Below are 18,253 nucleotides of genomic sequence, written 5' to 3'. Positions count from 1 at the left end.
GCCAACCGGGCCTCGATGGAGGAGAAGCTCTCCGAGATCCGGGAGGCGTACGAGACCGCCTTCATCGGCGGTGGCGAGAAGTCCCTGGCGAAGCTTCGTGGCAGGGACAAGCTGACCCCCCGCGAGCGTATCGACTCCGTCCTCGACCGGGGCTCCCCCTTCCTGGAGCTCTGCACGATGGCCGGGTACGGGACCGACTTCACCGTGGGAGGCTCAGTCGTCGGCGGTATCGGGACCGTCGAAGGCGTGGACTGCATGATCGTCGCCAATGACCCGACGGTCAAGGGTGGCGCATCGAACGAGTGGACGCTGCGTAAATGCAACCGGTTGCAGGAGATCGCCGTCGAGAACCGCCTCCCGGTCCTCACACTGGTCGAGTCCGGCGGTGCTGACCTGCGAAGCCAGAAGGAGGTCTTCGTCCCCGGCGGTGCGATGTTCCGTGCGATCACCCAGGCCTCGAAGGCGGGCGTCCCCACGGTGGCCATCGTCTACGGCAACTGCACCGCCGGTGGCGCGTACATCCCCGGCATGTCCGACCACGTCGTGATGGTCAAGGAACGCTCCAAGGTCTTCCTCGCCGGCCCACCGCTGGTCAAGGCCGCCACCGGCGAGGTGACGGACGACGAGAGCCTCGGCGGTGCGCAGATGCACACCGACGTCTCCGGACTCGGCGACTACCTCGCGGTCGATGAACTGGACGCGGCGCGCATCGGCCGGTCCATCATCCGTCGCCTGAACTGGCGCCGCAAGGGGCAGACCCCCGCGAAAGATGTCGCGGCCCCGGTCCTCGACGAGGAAGAGCTGCTGGGCATCGTGCCCGACGGGCTCAAGGTCCCCTACGACCCGTACGAGATCATCGGCCGGTTCGTCGACGGCAGCGAGTTCGACGAGTTCAAACCCCGCTACGGTTCAGGACTGGTGACCGGCTGGGCAGAGGTGCACGGCTACCCGGTCGGCATCCTCGCCAACTCCCGCGGAGTGCTGTTCAGCGAGGAGGCGCAGAAGGCGACCCAGTTCATCCAACTCGCGAACAAGTCGGACACCCCCCTGATCTTCATGCACAACACCACCGGCTACATGGTCGGTCGCGAGTACGAGGAGGGCGGCATCATCAAGCACGGCGCGATGATGATCAACGCCGTCTCGAACTCGGAGGTGCCGCACATCTCCCTGATCACCGCCGCCAGCTACGGGGCGGGGCACTACGGAATGTGCGGCCGGGCCTTCAACCCCCGGTTCGTCTTCGCATGGCCCTCCGCGCGGTCCGCGGTGATGGGGTCCGAGCAGCTCGCCTCCGTGGTGAGCAGCATCAGCGCCCAGTCGGCCCGCGCCCGTGGCCTGGACTACACCGAGGACGCGGAGAAGCAGCTCTTCGACATGCTCAAGACACAGGCGGACGCCGAGTCCGCACCGCTGAAGATGTCAGGGATGCTCTACGACGACGGCATCATCGACCCCCGCGACACCCGTTCTGTGGTGGGGATGGCACTGTCCGCCATCCACTCCGGCCCGGTGGAGGGCACCGACGCCTTCGGTGTCTTCCGGATGTGACGGCCGAGAACGAGAGATGAGAGAAGAGATGACCAACACAGAATTTTCCACGGTACTCGTCGCCAACCGCGGCGAGATCGCCCGCCGCGTGTTCACCACCGCGCGACACAGAGGGCTCTCGACCGTCGCCGTGTACTCGGACACCGACAGCGACGAACCCTTCGTCCGGGAAGCCGACGCCTCCGTCCGGCTCCCCGGCAACGCCCCCGCGGAGACCTACCTCAACGCCGACGCGGTACTGGACGCGGCGAAGCGGACCGGTGCCGACGCCGTCCACCCCGGTTACGGGTTCCTGTCGGAGAACGCCTCCTTCGCCCGTGCCGTGATCGACGCCGGTCTGACCTGGATCGGCCCGTCCCCCGAGGCCATCGACGCGATGGGGTCGAAGACCGAGGCCAAGAAGCTGATGGAGGCCGCCGGAGTACCGGTGCTGACAAACCTGCAGACCTCGGAGATCACCGAGGACATGCTGCCGGTCCTGGTCAAGGCGTCCGCCGGTGGCGGCGGCCGCGGGATGCGCGTTGTCCGCACCATCGACGAACTCGAGTCCGAGACGGCCGCCGCCGTCCGTGAGGCCGAGAGCGCCTTCGGGGACGGCACCGTCTTCATAGAGCGCTACATCGAGTCCGGCCGCCACATCGAGGTCCAGCTCATGGCGGACAACCACGGCGGGGTGTGGGCGGTAGGCGAACGCGAGTGTTCGATCCAGCGCCGTCACCAGAAGGTGATCGAGGAGGCCCCGTCCCCACTCGTCGAACGCGTCGACGGGATGCGCGACCGGCTGTTCGATGCCGCGCGCGCCGCAGCCCACGCCATCAGCTACAGCGGTGCCGGCACGGTGGAGTTCCTGGCCAACGACAAGGGCGAGTTCTTCTTCCTCGAGGTCAACACCCGGCTGCAGGTGGAGCACCCGGTCACCGAGGCGACCACGGGCCTCGACCTGGTCGGCCTGCAGTTCGACGTCGCCGCCGGCCGGGAACTCCCCGCCGGCGGCCCTCCGGGACTCGACGGCTGGGCGGTGGAGGCACGTGTCTACGCCGAGGACCCCCGCCACGACTACCGGCCGATGTCCGGTGAGGTGCTGCGGTTCGACTTCGACGACGTGGTCTCCTCCTTCACCGGCCCCGGGGTGCCGGGCATCCGGCTGGACTCGGGACCCGAGGCAGAGCCGGGCCGTCCTGCCGTTGTCGGCGTGAACTACGACGCCATGCTGGCCAAGGTCATCTCCTGGGCGCCGAACCGTGCGGAGGCGGTGGGGCGACTCAGCGGGACGCTGCGCCGCGCCCGGATCCACGGACTGGGCACCAACCGGGACCAGCTGGTCCGGATCCTGGACGACCCCGACTTCCGGGCCGGTGACATCAACACCGCGTTCCTGGAGAAGACCCACACAGAGGTCTCGATGGCCCCGCTGGCCGACGACGACGCGGTGGCGGTCTCCGCCTTCGCCGCCGCCGTCGTCGCCGAGGCCGACACCGCGTCGACGCGCCCCGCCCCCCACGTACCCTCCGGGTTCCGCCTGCACGGCGACGCCCGCACCACCCACCGGTACTTCCGTGGCCAGGACACGGACAACGAGGTGGAGGTCACCGTCGTGCGCTCCTCGCGCTCGACGGGCGCCGGGGGCACGACCCTCGCGGGGCACGACGGCGTCCGGCTCGTGGAGGTCAGACCGCGGACCGGCGGCGGTTCCGACGGCGCGGCCACGGTGCTCGTCGAGGTCGACGGCATCCGCCGCACGCTCACCGTCCACCGGTACCCCGGTGGAGGTGTGGGTGTGGACTCGGCGCTCGGCCCGGTCACCCTGACCGAACGTCCGAGGTACGACGACCCGTCCGACATCGTCGCCGAAGGCGCCCTGGTCGCCCCCATGCCGGGAACGGTGACCGGGGTCCTGGTCGCCGTCGGCGACACCGTCACCACCGGTCAGAAACTGATGACCATCGAGGCCATGAAGATGGAGCACACCATCTCGGCCACCTCCGACGGCACGGTCAGCGAGCTGGCCGCCGCCACCGGGGACCACATCGAGACCGGAACCCTGCTTGCGGTCATCGACACCCCCGACAACGACAACTGACGACAACTAACGACCACCACTTCCCAAGGAGATCACACCATGTCACAACCCCAGGTCAGCATGCCCCTCAACGACACCCCCGAGCAGGAGGAACTACGCAAGACCGTCCGTGCGCTCGCGAAGAAGTACGGCTACGACTACATGGCCAGGAAGGCCGACGCCAAGGAGTACCCCACCGAGCTGTGGAAGGAAGCCGGTGAACTCGGCTTCGTCGGCGTGAACCTGCCCGAGGAGTACGGCGGCGGTGGAGCGGGCCTGCTGGAGCTCTCCATCGTCCAGGAGGAGCTGTCCGCACAGGGCTGCGGCCTGCTGATGCTGGTCGTGTCTCCCGCCATCTGCGGGTCCATCATCGCTGCCTTCGGCACTCCCGACCAGAAACAGCGCTGGCTGCCCGGCATCGCCTCCGGCGAGTTCATCAGTGCCTTCGGCATCACCGAGGCCGACGCCGGCACCAACAGCCACAACATCACCACCACCGCGAAGAAGGAGGGTGACGAGTGGATCCTCAACGGCTCGAAGACCTTCATCTCCGGGGTGGACCAGGCCGACGCCGTCCTGGTCGTCGCCCGTGCCCACGACGAGCGCACCGGCAAGCTGAAGCCGGCACTGTTCATGGTCCCCACCGACGCCGAAGGTTTCTCCAAGACCCAGATCCCCACCGAGGTCATGCTGCCTGAGTGGCAGTACACCCTGCACTTCGACGACATCCGGCTGAAGGACGAGGACCTGGTCGGCGACAGCGACGCCGGGATCTTCCAGCTCTTCGTCGGCCTGAACCCGGAGCGCATCATCGCCACCGCGATGGCCACCGGCATGTCCCGCTACGCGCTCGACACCGCCGTGAAGTACGCCAACGAGCGTGTCATCTGGAAGACCCCGATCGGTGCGCACCAGGGCCTGTCCCACCCGCTCGCACAGTGCCGGATCGAGCTCGAGCAGGCCCGGCTGATGTGCCGTAACGCCGCGGCACGGTTCGACCAGGGCGACCTGGACGGTGCGGCGACCGCCGCCAACATGGCCAAGTACGCCGCGGGCGAGGTCTCCGCGAAGTCGCTCGACCAGGCCGTGCAGACCCTCGGCGGCAACGGCCTCACCGCGGAGTACGGCCTGGCCCGCATGTACGCCGCCTCACGGCTCCCCCGTATCGCCCCGGTCAGCCGTGAGATGCTGCTGAACTACGTCGCGCAGACGGTCATGGGCCTGCCCAAGAGCTACTGACCGCCGGACACACCCACCCACGACGTCACAGGAGACAGGCATGACCATCACCACCACCACGGACAACAAGACCGCCCGGATCACCATCGACGCACCGGACCGCCGGAACGCGCTGTCGCCGGCGCTGATCAGGGATCTCGACGACGCCCTGAGAAGTGCCGCACAGGACGAGTCGGTGCGCAGCGTGGTCCTCGACCACACCGGATCGACGTTCTGCTCCGGCGCGGACCTCGCCGCGGTCGGCGACCTGTCACCGGAGGAGGTCACCGGCAGTTTCATCGGGCTGCTGCGCACCGTCGTGGAGCTCCCCAAGCCGGTCACGGCCGTCGTCGACGGCAACGTCCGTGCCGGTGGCACCGGGCTGGTCGGTGCCTGTGACATGGTGTTCGCCTCGTCGGAGTCGTCCTTCGCCACCACGGAGACACGCATCGGCGTGGCCCCGGCGATGATCGCGCTGACAGTGCTGCCACGTCTCACCTCCCGTGCCGCGTCGCGTTACCTGCTGACCGGCGAACGCTTCGACGCGGAGACCGCGGCCCGACTGGGGCTCGTCACCGAGGTCGTCGACGACCCCCGGCGGCAGGCCGCCACCACAGCCGAGGGACTGCTGAAGTGTTCACCGCAGGGCCTGCGGGAGACCAAGGCGATCATCAACAGGCCGCTCGTGGACTCCTTCGACGCCGGGGCGGAGGCCCTGGCCTCGAAGTCCGCCGAGCTCTTCGCCACCCCGGAGGCACTGGAGGGGATCACCGCCTTCCTGCAGAAGCGTCCCCCGAGCTGGGCGGCGTGACGTCGGTGGTGGTGCGGGGTGACCTTCACCGGCTGTTACAGTGACTGTCGTTTGACCGAGAAGCCCGGAGGACACATGGCCAGCAGAGTAGCGCAGCAGGAACGCAGCAGGGTGACCAGGCGTCGCCTGCTGGAGGCTGCCCTGGCGACGTTGTCCGAACACGGCCTCGCCGCGACGACGCTGAGTGCCGTCGCCTCGCGGGCGGGGGTCTCTCGGGGTGCGGCACAGCACCATTTCCCCACCCGGGACGCGCTGATCGAGGCCGCTCTCGAGGAGTTCTTCTCCGAACGCACCCAGAACCTCCGCACGAGTGTCGCCGAACTGTCCTCGGGCAGCGACGGTGCTCCTGTGGAGGACGTCCTCGAGCTGGTCTTCGGGTTCTTCAGCAACCGACCGTTCCACGCGGCCCTCCACATCTGGGCCGCCGCGAGCACCGACGCCACCCTCCGTGAACTGATCGTCCCGGCGGAGGCCCGTTACGGTCGCGAGGTCTACCACCTCACCGCCCTCGCCCTGAACGCCGACCTGTCCGACAGGCGCACCCGTCGTCTCCTGGGCCTCACCCTGGACGTCGCCCGGGGGCTCGGGCTCGGTTCGGTCCTCGTCGACAACCGGGAACACCAGCGCCACGCCCTGGAGACGTGGTCGGCCATCCTCGCCGACATCCGGCGCAACGACTGACCACCGCCACACCGTCCATCTGCTCCACCGCCCGGGGACACGTCTCACACCAGCTACTTAGCTTTCACAACAATAGCGGATACCGCGCAGGTCCGGAGGACCACCCATGACCACCACCACCGCCGTAAGTGCCCCGACCGTCGGCCACATGCTGCGCAGACGCGCCGCCGAGACACCACACCGACGCGCCTTCACCTACCCTGACACCACCTCCGACAACGATATCTGGACCGTCGCCACCTGGTCCCGGGTGGCAGCGGACACCGACGAGGTCGCCGCCGGGCTCATCTCCCTGGGGGTCGACCCCGGGGACCGCGTCGCCGTCGCCAGCTCCACCCGGTACGAATGGATCATCGCCACCCTCGGAACCATGAGCGCCGGCGCCGCGACCGTCGCCGTCTACCCCACCACCGTCACCGGGGACGTCCTCCACATCATCGGGGACTCCGGCGCCCGGGTCGTCTTCGCGGAGGACGCCGAACAGCTGTCGAAACTGCTCACGCTGCGCGAACGACTACCCGACGTGCACACCGTGGTCGTCTTCGACACCGACCTGCCGGACCGTCCGGACGACTGGGTCGTCACCGTCGACGAACTCCGGCGCAGCGGGAGAGACCTTCTCGACGACGTCCCGGACGCCGTCGACCGGCGCATCGACGGGATCCGGCCGGACGACCTGGCCACCCTGATCTACACCTCCGGCACCACCGGCCGCCCCAAGGGCGTGCTCCTCCCCCACCGGGTGTGGGTGTCACAGGTCGGCGCCATCGCAGACACGGTGGCGGCGGAACCGACACCCGACGGCACCCCGCTCCTCAGCATCGACGACAGGCAGTTCCTCTGGCTCCCGCTGGCCCATGTCATGGGGAAGCTCATGGTGCTGCTGCCGGTCCACGTCGGGTTCGAGACCACCGTCGACGGCCGGATCGAGAAAATCGTCGACAACCTCCGGGAGTCACGGCCGACCTTCATGGCCTCGGTCCCACGGATCTTCGAGAAGGCCCACACCGGCATCACCACCATGATGGCGGAGGACCCCGGCCCCTGGCGCATCCGGGAGAGGCTGTTCCACTGGGCCGGACGGGTCGGGGTCCGTGTCTTCGACGCCGACCAGGGCCGGGGCTCCGCCACCCGGTGGGACCGGCTCCAGGCCCGGGTGGCGGACCGCCTGGTGTTCTCCACCGTGCGGGAACGCTTCGGCGGACGGATCCGGTACTTCATCTCCGGCTCCGCCGCACTGAACACCGACATCGCCCGGTGGTTCGGCGCCGCCGGACTCCCCGTGCTCGAGGGGTACGGCATGACCGAGAGCAACGTGGCGACACTGGGGCTGCCGTCCTCCTACAAGGCCGGCACCGTCGGCTCCCCGGTCCACGGTTTCAGTGTCCGCATCGCCGACGACGGCGAGATCCTCGTCCGTGGCCCCGGGGTGATGGCCGGCTACCACGACAACCCCGGGGAAACCTCCCGGGCCCTGACCGGCGACGGCTGGCTGCACACCGGGGACATCGGCACCCTCGACGAGGCCGGACGGCTGCGGATCACCGACCGCAAGAAGGAACTGTTCAAGACGTCCAACGGGAAGTACGTCGCCCCCGCGCCGATCGAGGCGGAGTTCAAGGGACTATGCCCCGAGGCGTCACAGATCGTGGTGGTCGGCGAAGGCCGCCGCCATGTCGCGGCCCTCGTGGCTCTGGACGAGGCCGCGATCCTGGCGTGGGCGGAGCGCGAGGGGGTCCCCGGCGACTACCTCTCCGTCACCCGCCACCAGCGGACCCGTCAGCACGTGCAGGGCTACATCGACGAACTCAATGACGGCCTCAACCCCTGGGAGCGCATCAGGGCCTTCCGCATCCTCGACCGTGAGCTGTCCGTCGAGCGGCAGGAACTCACGCCCTCGCTCAAACTCCGACGTCGGCCCGTCGCCGACCACTTCGCCACCGACATCGCCGCGCTGTACCCCACCACGTAGAAGGAGACACCCCATGACAACCACCGACATCGCCACCACCACCTTCGACCCGTCGGTCCGGTCCACCGGACACATGCTGCGCAAACGGGTCACCGAGACCCCGAAGCGCCGCGCCTACAGCTACCCCGTCACCGACGGCACCGGGCAGGAAACCTGGAAGACCCTGACCTGGGGTGAGGTCGGGGCTCAGGCGGCGGAGGTCGGAGCCGGCCTGATCTCCCTGGGGGTCGGCCCCGAACAGCGGGTCGCGATCGCCAGCACGACCCGGTACGAGTGGGCACTCGCCGACTACGGCATCGTCTACGCGGCCGCCGCCACCGTGACCGTGTTCCCCACCACCCTCGCGAACGACGTCCGCTTCATCCTCGACGACTCGGACAGCACAGTCGTCTTCGTCGAGGACCGCGAACAACTCGCCAAGATCTCCGGTCTCCGTGGGGACCTCCCCAAGGTGAACACCGTCGTCGTGCTCGACAACGACGTGCCCGCAGACGCCGACGGGGACTGGGTGATCAGCATGGACGAGCTGCGACGCCGTGGGAGCGCCCGGCTCGACTCCCACCCGGGGGAGATCGACGGGCGCATCGACGACACCGACCTCGATGACCTCGCGACCTTGATCTACACCTCCGGGACGACAGGTCGCCCCAAAGGGGTCCTCCTCCCCCACAGGGTCCTGGTGTTCGAGATCCTGGCCATGGACGACACGATGCGCAGGACGTCACCGGACGACATGCTGACCATCGACGACAAGCAGTTCCTGTGGCTGCCCCTGTCACACGTGATGGGCAAGCTGCTGCTGATGATGCCGGTACACCTCGGCTTCGAGACCGCCATCGACGGACGCGTCGACCGCATCGTCTCCAACCTCCCGGTGGTCCGTCCGACCTTCATGGGGTCGGCACCGCGCATCTTCGAGAAGGCCTACAACGGCATCGTCACCATGATCGCCGACGACCCCGGGCCGCTCCGCGTGAAGGAGCGGCTGTTCCAGTGGGCCAGCCGAGTGGGCGTGAAGGTCTTCGAGGCGGACCACGGCGACGGCGGCACCACGGTCTCCCGCTGGGAGCGGCTGCAGGCGCGGCTCGCCGACCGTCTGGTCTTCTCCACCGTGCGGGAACGTTTCGGCGGACGGATCCGGTACTTCATCTCCGGCTCCGCCGCGCTCAACACCGACATCTCGCGGTGGTTCGGTGCCGCCGGGATGATGATCCTCGAGGCATACGGGATGACCGAGTCCGGGGGCGGGTCCTGCCTGGGCATGCCGGGGGCGTACCGCTCGGGGCGGATCGGACGCCCCCTGGACGGCGTGGACCTCCGCATCGCCGACGACGGTGAGATCCTCTTCCGCTGCGCCGGGGTCATGGACGGCTACCACAACAACCCGGAAGCCACGGCCGAGGCACTCGACGCAGACGGGTGGATGCACACCGGCGACATCGGCGACATCGACGACGACGGGTTCGTACGCATCACCGACAGGAAGAAGGAGCTTTTCAAGACCTCGAACGGCAAGTACGTGGCACCGGCACCCATCGAGGCGCAGTTCAAGGGGCTCTGCCCCGTGGCCTCCAACCTGGTGCTCATCGGAGAGGGGCGTCAGTACGTCAGCGCCCTGGTCGCGTTGGACGGGGATGCGCTGACGGCCTGGGCACAACGGGAGGGGATCGACGGGGACTACGCCCGGATCGCCGCCGACCCACGGACAAGGGACCTGGTGCAGGGGTACATCGACGAACTCAACACCACGCTGAACAGGTGGGAGCAGATCAAGACCTTCCAGATCCTCCCCCGTGACCTGACGGTGGAGGACGCCGAGCTCACGCCGTCGCTGAAGCTACGGCGCAAGCCGGTCGCCGCGCACTTCGCCGAACAGGTGGAGGCGAACTACGCCTGAGTACCCGGCACCTGCGCCGGAACCACCCGCACGACCGTTCACCGGTGCACGGTCACACGTGCCACCCCGGGGAGCCGGACCGGCGCGGTCACGGTCACGTTCGTCCCCTGCACCGCCTCCAGCATCAGCGATGCCTCGTGCCCGGAGCCGGCGGAGACCATGTCCGCCCCGGCGGTCACCGCCGCCCGACAGAAGGCCCGCACCCGGTCGCCGGCCGCGGTGCCGGGGGCGGTGTCGGGGGCGGTGTCGGGTACGTCGGCCCCGTACTCCCCCGGGGAGACACGCAGCACCGCCGGGTACGGCACCGCTTCGCGCAGCGTCACGATCTCACTGATCATCGCGTTGCCGTCCGCCGCGACCACGTTCGACGCATCCAGGACCGCATGGACCTCCTGCGCCCCATTGACCACCGCCATGTGTGCCTCACTGGCCTTCACCAACGGGTGGTGTTTCCCGCTCGGGTAGCCTGCCGCCGCCACCAGCCGGACGGTCTCCGGCACATCCCGCACGGGGAACAGCGTCGGTGGCAGGCACACCGCCGAGAATCCGCCGTCCACGGCCTCCTCGATGAGGTCCCGGGCGTCCCGCCCGGTGCAGGCGGGGTCGAGCATCACCAGTTCGACGCCGGTGTTGTCGCTCACTGGGCGTTGCCGAGGACGTCACGGATGGACGGGCGGATGTCCTGCCAGTAGATGCCCACGATCACGGCGCCGATGATCCACACCATCGACACCACCGTCCCGAGCAGCAGCACACCCAGCGCCGAGCCGCCGAGCAGCAGAAGCCAGTTCTGCTTCGACCGGTCGATGACCGTGAAGGCGTCGTCCCTGGTCACGGCGACCTGGACCGCACCCCAGATCGCCCCGACGACCACGAGGACCAGGAAGACGAGCTGCAGGTAGCCGAGACCCCGGAAGGCCATGTCCACAAAGTCAATCATGGCTCCCGATACTATCCGACGTCACAGCACCGTGAACATCAGCTCGGACACGGTGTAGATGGCCAGCCCCGCCAACGACCCGACCACGGTGCCGTTGACCCGGATGAACTGCAGGTCCTTGCCCACCATCAGCTCGATACGGTCGCTGGCCTCGTCGGCGTCCCAACGCTCGACGGTCTCGCCGATGATGCCGGTGACCTCACCGGCGTAGTTCTCCGCCAGGTAGGACGCGGCCCCCACGAGCCGCTTCTCCAGGGAGGCCCGCAGCTCCTCCTCGGTACGCACCCGGGTGGCGAAGGTGGTGACCCACGTGACGATCCTCGTGCGCAGGACGGAGTCCCTGTCCCGCGCCATGGTGGTCAGGGTGGACCGCACCGACTCCCACAGGGTGCCCGGCAGCGCCTGGACGGTGGGCGAGTTCATGATGTCGTTCTTGAGGCCCTCCACCCGGGTGATCATCGCCGGATCGTGCTGGAGGTCCCGGGCCAACTGGGTGATGAACCGGCGGATCGCGTGGCGCGCCTCGTGGTCGGGGTCGGCTCGGACGTCCCCGGTGAACTGCACGACCTCGCTGTACACCTTGTCCCCGACGAGTTCGCGGACGAACCGGGGCGCCCAGGCGGGGGTGCGCTCGTCGAGGAGCCGGACGATGAGCTCCTCACTGTCGCGGGCCTTGTCGTCCAACCAGACGACGACGGCGTCGACGACGGGCTCGGTCCTGCCCTCGCTGATGAGCTGCTCCAGACCGCGTCCCAACGGCGGACCCCAGGCCGGTTCCGAGATCTTGTCGACCACCAGGGTCCGCAGGAGCTGTTCCGCTTCCGCCGGGTCCACGCCGTTGACCACCAGGTCGACCAGCCGGGCCGCCTCCTCCCCGGTCCGCTCCGCCCCTCCCTGGTCCAGCACCCAGTCCGCGGCACGTTCCGGGATCCGTGCCTGGCGCAGCTTCTCGGTGATCAGCGCGGCGTTGAGGAAGTTCTCGCCCACGAACGAGCTCAGCGCGTGGCCGACCTGGTCCTTCTTTCGTTTGATGATCGCGGTGTGCGGGATCGGGATGCGCAGCGGATGCCGGAACAGCGCGGTCACGGCGAACCAGTCTGCCAGGGCACCGACCATCCCGGCCTCGCTCGCGGCCCGGACGTACCCCGTCCACCCGCCGTCCCTGCCGGTGGCCTCCAGCCACCGGCACAGCAGGTAGACCACCGTGGCCAGCACCAGTAGGCCGGTGGCGAACGCCTTGTGCCGGCGCAGGTCACGACGACGCCCGGCCTCGGACTCCGGGGACGGTCCCGGTACCTCGAGGCGGCTGTCGGCGGGGCTGTTCTTCGGGGAGCCCGGGGAGCTCAGGGAGCCCGCGGGGTTCGTGGAGGAGGTCACCCGCCCCATTATTCCACCGGTGACGGACACGGCTCCGGACAGACCTCGGCCCCCTGGCTGCCGGGCAGCTCAGAGGGCCGGGGTGCGCTGGAGGCGCGGGTGGTACAGGTGGTTCAGGTACCGGGGGACTCTAGTAGACGCGTCCCGTGCGCTTGCGGTACTCGCGGGTACCACGACGGCCGATACGGATACCGAGGAAGGAGGCGAGGAGGAGGACCACTCCGACGACCCAGCCGACGATGCCGATGGTGACGCCGTGCTCCTGCGCGTCGACACTGTAGGCGGCGAAGCCGAAGATCCCGACACCCATGATGGCGACGGCGGCGACGAGCAGCCCCATCGACAGCCAGGTCACGCCACGCTGCAGTGACGAGTGCGGCGCGTCCCAGCTGGACGGAACGTAGCCGTCGAGGTACTCCGGTGACGCCGAGTGCTCACCTTTGGTGTCTGAATGCGGAAACATCATCGATTCTTCTCTCATCCTTCGGTACTTTCCGGGGACGTCGGACCCGGGCGACACCATGATTCTAGCGCACGGGTGTGGCCGGGGGCCTAGTCGCGCACCTGGTGGTGCACCCGGGTCGTACACCCGGGGACGTGCAGCTAGTCGGCCTTGCCGCGGATCGCGGCGCGGGCACGCTCCTTGGTGATCGCGGCGACGGCGGTCAGCGGGATGCCCGCCGGGCAGACGTCGGCGCACTCGCCGTAGAGCGAGCAGGGACCGAAGGTGCCCTCGGCCTCGTCGACCATGTTCTTGGCACGGCGGCCACGCTCCTGGCGCCCCAGCGGGGACAGGGTCATGTGGACCAGCTTGGCACCGGTGAACAGGTGGGAGGCACCGTTCGGGCAGGCGGCCACGCAGGCACCGCAACCGATGCAGGCGGCGTGGTCGAGGGCCAGCTCGGCGTCCTCGTGGTTGACCAGCAGGCTGTCGGCGTCCGGGGCGGTACCGGCCGCCATGGACACGAAGCCGCCCTTCTCCATGACGCGGTCCAGTGCGGACCGGTCGACGACCATGTCCTTGATCACCGGGTACGCGGCGGAGCGCAGCGGCTCGAGCTTGATGCTGTCACCGTCGTTGAAGCTGTACAGGCGCTGCTGGCAGGCCGGCTTGTTCTTGTCCGGACCGTGCGGACGCCCGTTGACCATGAGGCCGCAGGTGCCGCAGATGCCCTCACGGCAGTCGGAGGCGAAGGCGAACGGCTCCTTGCCCGCCTCGACGTACGTGGTGTTCACGTGGTCGAGGAGCTCCAGGATGGACATTGCCTGCTCAGCGTCGGGGACGTCCACCGACTCGAAGTGCCCCTCCGAGGTGTGGTCCGCCTGACGCCAGATCTCAAGATGCAGTTTCATTACTTGTAGTTCCTTGTCATCAGCGGGATGCGGTCAAAGTACAGCGGCTCCGAGTGACGGATGAAGGTCTCCGGCTTGTCGCCCGGCTCCCAGGCGGAGACGAAGCACCACTCGTCGTCGTTGCGCTCGGCTTCGCCGTCCTCGTCGAGGTGGTCCTCGCGGTAATGCGCGCCACAGGACTCGTCACGGTCCAGGGCGTCGACGCACATCAGCTCGCCGAGATCCAGGTAGTCGGCGACGCGGATGGCGTTCTCTAGCGCCTGGTTCATCTCTTCCTTGCCGCCGGGCACGAAGACGTTCTCCCAGAAGTCCGCGCGGAGCTTCCGGATCTCGTCGATGCCCGCCTGCATACCCTCCACGGTACGTGCCACACCACAGCAGCGGTAGAGGATCTCACCGAGCTGGCGGTGGTAGTACTCGGCACCGTGCGGGTTGGGTCCGCGGATGCTCAGGATGCGGTCGATGCGCTCCTCGGCCCGCTTCAGCGCGGCCTTGGCCGCCTCCGAGTCGGTGTCCGGGGCCTCCTCACCCAGCAGCGGGGCCAGGTAGTTCGGCACGGTGAACGGCAGGGTGAACCAGCCTTCCACGGAGGAGGAGAGCAGGGAGTTCGCGCCCAGACGGTTCGCGCCGTGGTACATCCAGGAGGACTCGCCGGAGCAGAACAGCCCCGGGATCGAGGTCATCTCGTGGAAGTCGGTCCACAGCCCACCCATGGTGTAGTGGCAGGTCGGGGCGATGCGCATCGGCTCCTTGTAGGCGTCGTCGCCGATGGCCTCCTCGTACATCTGGATGAGGTTCGAGTAGCGCTCGCGGATGGTGTCCTCGCCCAGCTTCTTGATGGCGTGGGTGAGGTCCAGGTACACCGAGTTCTTCTTCGGGCCGACTCCGTAACCGGCGTTGATCTGCTGCGCGTTCGCACGGGAGGCGATGTCGCGCGGCACCAGGTTGCCGAAGGCGGGGTAACGGCGCTCGAGGAAGTAGTCGCGCTCGTCCTCGGGGATGTCGTTGGGGTGGCGGTCGTCGCCCTTCTTGACGGGCGTCCAGATGCGGCCGTCGTTACGCAGCGACTCCGACATCAGGATCGTCTTGGACTGCCAGTCCGAGTTGACCGGCAGGCCGGTCGGGTGGAACTGCACGAAGGACGGGGACGCCATGTAGGCACCCTGCTCGTAGGCACGCATGATCGCGCTGGCGTTGGAGTTCTTGGCCAGCGTGGACATGTGGTAGACGTTCCCGTACCCGCCGGTGGCCAGCACGGTGGCGTGGCCGGTGTGGGTGGACAGCTCACCGGTGATGATGTTGCGGGTGACGATGCCCTTGCACACCCCGTCCTCGACGATGATGTCCTGGACGTCGGAGTGGGTGAAGATCTCGACGTTGCCGGCACCGATCTGACGGTACAGGGCCGAGGTGGTGGCCAGCTGCAGCTGCTGACCGGTCTGCCCGCGGGTGTAGTAGGTGCGGGAGACCTGGACACCACCGAAGGAACGGGTCGCCAGGGTTCCGCCGTACTCGCGGGAGAACGGTGCACCGATGGCGTTCATGTGGTCGATGACCTTGCCGGACTCCATGGCCAGGCGCCAGCAGTCGTTCTCACGGCACCGGTAGTCGCCGCCCTTGACGGTGTCCTTGGTGTGGTTGTAGGTCGAGTCGTTGTCCAGCTTCTTCGACCGCGACGAGTTCACGCCACCCTGCGCGGCGATGGAGTGCGCGCGACGGGGGCTGTCGTGGTAAGTGAAGACCTTGACGTCGTAGCCGAGCTCACCGAGTGCCGCGGCCGCCGCGCCGCCGGCCAGGCCGGTGCCGACGATCAGGATGCGGAACTTGGCGCGGTTCAGCGGCGAGACGAGCTTGAAGTGCTCCTTGTCGTACTGCCACTGCTCCTGCTGGCCGACCTCGTGCGGGGCGTTGTCGCCGATGACCTTGCCGACGGCGACACCGTCCACCTTGGATTCCGGCGCGGAGAAGGCCTGCAGAGCCTCGTCGTAGTCGAAGTCCGGGGTCTGGTTGTGCGGGTGGGGCTTGCTGATTCCCATAGTCTCTTCTCTCTCCTTGGTCCCTGTTGGTCCCTTGTGAACCCGGACTAATCCACCACGCCGAACATCACCATCAACGGGATGGAGATGTTGCCGATCATGACGACGGCGGGCAGCAGGTAGGCGATCCACAGCATGACCTGACGGGTCCTGTGACCGGTGATCCCCAGGTCGGAGGACGCGGTCCAGATCCCGTGGCTCAGGTGCAGGAAGAGGACGACCATGCACAGGATGTAGAAGATCGCGACAACCGGGCGCTCGAAGGAGGCCACCAGGTTGGCGTACACCTCACCGTGCTCGAAGGCGGTCGACGCCGCCGGCTCCGCACCGATCGTCAGATCGAGGATGTGGAAGATGATGAACAGCAGCAGCACCATACCGGTACCCAGCATGGAGCTGGCGGTGAAGGTGTTCAGCCCACCGACCTTGCCGGTGCGCTTGAACGAACCACGTGATTCGCGCGAGCGCTTCTTCAACGCGAAGGCGCACCACACGTGCAGGATGAGCGAAACCAGCAGGACCACGCGTGCGATCCAGAGGAAGCCCTCGTGCGGGACGAGCGGCTCGCCGATTTCACGCAGGAAGCCTGCGTACTCGTTGAAGTGGCCGGCACCTGTGTATACCTTCAGGTTTCCGACCATGTGGACGAGAACGTAGAGGGCGAAGATGATGCCCGTCACGGCCATCGTCAGCTTCATCGCCCAGGAGGGGAAGCCCGGCTTCTCCCTCAACGGTTTGATGGAAATTTTCCCGTGCTCGATTGCGGCGGGATCGTCGTATTTAACAGTCATGGCACCTCCAGTGTCATAGACACTGTACGACCCTCATAGTGGCAAGTACCAACCGACCCCTGCCCCCGTGAAAAAGATCACAGCCTATGTGCGTGTTCCCCCACCGTCGGCACGCGTTCACCCTGCAATCAGGCCCCGTGAGCGCGCCTCCGCCACCGCGGCGGTGCGGTTCTCGACCCCCAACTTCTGATAAATATGTATCAGATGTGTCTTCACCGTCGCCAGTGAGATCACGAACCGCCCCGCCAGTTCGCGGTTGCTCGCACCGGTGGCCAGTGCAGCCAGGATCTCCACCTCCCGGCGCGACAGGGTCTCGCCGGACCTGCCGACCTGGTCGGCGAGGGTGACCGCGGCTTCCGGCGACAACGTCCGACGGCCCGCCGCAGTGTCCAGCACCGCCCGGTGCAGGACGTCCTCCGGGGCGTCCTTCAGGAGGTATCCCGTGGCACCCGCCTCCAGGGCGTCCCGGACATGGCGCCCGGTGTCGTAGGTGGTCAGCACCAGCACCGGCGGACCCCCGGCGGCGACGGTGTCCCGCGTCGCCGAGATCCCGTCCGTGCCGGGCATCTGGATGTCCATCACCAGGACGTCCACCCCGAGTTCCGCGGCACGGCCCGCCTCCGCACCGTCCGACCCCTCGGCGACGACACACACGTCCCCGAAACCGTCGAGGATGGCGCGCAGCCCGGCGCGGACCACCGGGTGGTCGTCGATGAGCATCACCCGCACCGTCACGGCCTGTCCCCCCGGTCCCCGCCGGCGTCGAGGCTGAAGCGGGCGCTGACGCGCGTCCCCTCCGAACCGTGGACGTCGACCTCGCCGCCTGCCTCCCTGACCCGCAGCATCATCCCGGTCAGCCCGTACCCGCCCCCGGAGGGCCGGTCGACCTCGCGGGGGTCGATCCCCCGCCCGTCGTCGACGACGTCGAGCACCAGCGCACCGTCCTCCACACCGAGCCGGACACCCACCCCGCGGGCGTCGGCGTGCTTGACGACATTGGTCAACGACTCCTTCACCACGTGGACCAGCGCGTCCTGCACGGCGGCAGGCAGCTCCGGTGCCCTGTCCACCACCGCGTCCTCCACCACCAGCCGGACGTCGAGACCGTCACCGAGCGCCCGCTGAGTGGCGGTGACGTCGTCCACGACACGACGCAGCGCCAGCTGCACCGGCTCCATGGGCTCCCCCGCCGACCCGGCCGCCAGGTCCCGGATCAGGAGACGCGCCTGGTCCAGGTTGTCCCCCGCCGTCCTCTCGATCAGCGACAGCTGACCGAGCCCGTCCCCGGTACGCCCCTGCCGCACCGCCGTCTGCGCGGCACGCGACAGCAGGACCACCGCGTTGAACCCCTGGGCGAGCGTGTCGTGGATGTCACGGGAGATCCGCTCCCGCTCCTCCAGCCGTCCCGCGTTCTTCTCGGTGACCAGCAGACGGTCCCGCGTCCGGAGCAACTCGTCGGCGGTGGCGCGCTGACGCTCCGCCTCCGCGGTGAGAGCCCGGTAGGTCCAGTAGGCCCCCGCCGCGAAGACCACCCCGACCCCGGGACCGACCACCGCGGCCACTCCCC

Annotated in this window: 16 protein-coding genes; 7 read left to right on the top strand and 9 right to left on the bottom strand. The window is 68.3% G+C overall.

Annotated features, from left to right (window positions below):
• Positions 1-15: 15 nt before the first annotated feature.
• The 7 genes from Q0A34_RS07650 (at position 16) to Q0A34_RS07620 (ending at position 10,189) form a co-directional block, all read left to right on the top strand.
• Positions 16-1,551, top strand: a complete 1,536-nt coding sequence (locus Q0A34_RS07650; RefSeq protein WP_291479454.1) for a carboxyl transferase domain-containing protein — start codon at positions 16-18, stop codon at positions 1,549-1,551.
• 28 nt (positions 1,552-1,579) lie between these two features.
• Positions 1,580-3,631, top strand: a complete 2,052-nt coding sequence (locus Q0A34_RS07645) for a biotin carboxylase N-terminal domain-containing protein (protein ID WP_291479405.1) — start codon at positions 1,580-1,582, stop codon at positions 3,629-3,631.
• A 60-nt stretch (positions 3,632-3,691) separates the two neighbouring features.
• Positions 3,692-4,849 (top strand): acyl-CoA dehydrogenase, encoded by a 1,158-nt coding sequence (locus tag Q0A34_RS07640; protein WP_291479453.1) that lies wholly within the window; start codon positions 3,692-3,694, stop codon positions 4,847-4,849.
• Positions 4,850-4,889: 40 nt separating this feature from the next.
• Entirely contained in the window at positions 4,890-5,639 is a 750-nt protein-coding gene (locus Q0A34_RS07635) for an enoyl-CoA hydratase family protein (protein WP_291479404.1), read from the top strand.
• A gap of 75 nt (positions 5,640-5,714) precedes the next feature.
• The gene (locus Q0A34_RS07630; RefSeq protein ID WP_291479403.1) at positions 5,715-6,320 is read left to right on the top strand and encodes a TetR/AcrR family transcriptional regulator; all 606 of its coding nucleotides are present in this window, start codon (positions 5,715-5,717) and stop codon (positions 6,318-6,320) included.
• A gap of 106 nt (positions 6,321-6,426) precedes the next feature.
• Positions 6,427-8,292: a long-chain fatty acid--CoA ligase gene (locus Q0A34_RS07625; RefSeq protein WP_291479402.1), complete on the top strand. Its 1,866-nt coding sequence runs from the start codon at positions 6,427-6,429 to the stop codon at positions 8,290-8,292.
• Between the two features lie 13 nt (positions 8,293-8,305).
• Positions 8,306-10,189 (top strand): long-chain fatty acid--CoA ligase, encoded by a 1,884-nt coding sequence (locus Q0A34_RS07620; protein ID WP_291479401.1) that lies wholly within the window; start codon positions 8,306-8,308, stop codon positions 10,187-10,189.
• 38 nt (positions 10,190-10,227) lie between these two features.
• Here the strand turns inward: Q0A34_RS07620 and Q0A34_RS07615 are convergent, their stop codons facing one another.
• The 9 genes from Q0A34_RS07615 to Q0A34_RS07575 all read right to left on the bottom strand — a co-directional run.
• Entirely contained in the window at positions 10,228-10,830 is a 603-nt protein-coding gene (locus Q0A34_RS07615) for a 2-deoxyribose-5-phosphate aldolase (RefSeq protein ID WP_291479400.1), read from the bottom strand.
• Complete coding sequence (locus Q0A34_RS07610) at positions 10,827-11,129, bottom strand: DUF2516 family protein (protein WP_291479399.1); 303 nt, start codon at positions 11,127-11,129, stop codon at positions 10,827-10,829. Before Q0A34_RS07610 ends, Q0A34_RS07615 begins: the two co-directional genes overlap by 4 nt.
• A 21-nt stretch (positions 11,130-11,150) precedes the next feature.
• On the bottom strand, positions 11,151-12,506 hold the full coding sequence (locus tag Q0A34_RS07605; RefSeq protein WP_291479398.1) for a DUF445 family protein: 1,356 nt from the start codon (positions 12,504-12,506) through the stop codon (positions 11,151-11,153).
• Between the two features lie 130 nt (positions 12,507-12,636).
• Entirely contained in the window at positions 12,637-12,969 is a 333-nt protein-coding gene (locus Q0A34_RS07600; RefSeq protein WP_291479397.1) for a hypothetical protein, read from the bottom strand.
• Between the two features lie 140 nt (positions 12,970-13,109).
• A complete protein-coding gene (locus tag Q0A34_RS07595) occupies positions 13,110-13,859 on the bottom strand; it encodes a succinate dehydrogenase/fumarate reductase iron-sulfur subunit (protein ID WP_244803482.1) in 750 nt (249 codons plus the stop codon).
• The gene (locus tag Q0A34_RS07590) at positions 13,859-15,895 is read right to left on the bottom strand and encodes a fumarate reductase/succinate dehydrogenase flavoprotein subunit (protein ID WP_291479396.1); all 2,037 of its coding nucleotides are present in this window, start codon (positions 15,893-15,895) and stop codon (positions 13,859-13,861) included. Before Q0A34_RS07590 ends, Q0A34_RS07595 begins: the two co-directional genes overlap by 1 nt.
• A 47-nt stretch (positions 15,896-15,942) precedes the next feature.
• A complete protein-coding gene (locus Q0A34_RS07585) occupies positions 15,943-16,686 on the bottom strand; it encodes a succinate dehydrogenase cytochrome b subunit (protein ID WP_291479395.1) in 744 nt (247 codons plus the stop codon).
• A 117-nt stretch (positions 16,687-16,803) separates the two neighbouring features.
• Positions 16,804-17,406 carry a response regulator transcription factor gene (locus Q0A34_RS07580; protein ID WP_291479452.1) on the bottom strand — a complete coding sequence of 201 codons (603 nt, stop codon included), beginning with the start codon at positions 17,404-17,406 and terminating at the stop codon, positions 16,804-16,806.
• 11 nt (positions 17,407-17,417) lie between these two features.
• On the bottom strand, positions 17,418-18,253 hold an 836-nt coding region (locus Q0A34_RS07575), incomplete at its 5' end, for a sensor histidine kinase (RefSeq protein WP_291479394.1).

The organism is Corynebacterium sp., from assembly GCF_022712195.1.
In the GTDB taxonomy this organism is placed as follows: Bacteria; Actinomycetota; Actinomycetes; order Mycobacteriales; family Mycobacteriaceae; genus Corynebacterium.
Note: the sequence above shows the minus strand (reverse complement) of the source record. Positions and strands in the feature narration are given on the sequence as shown.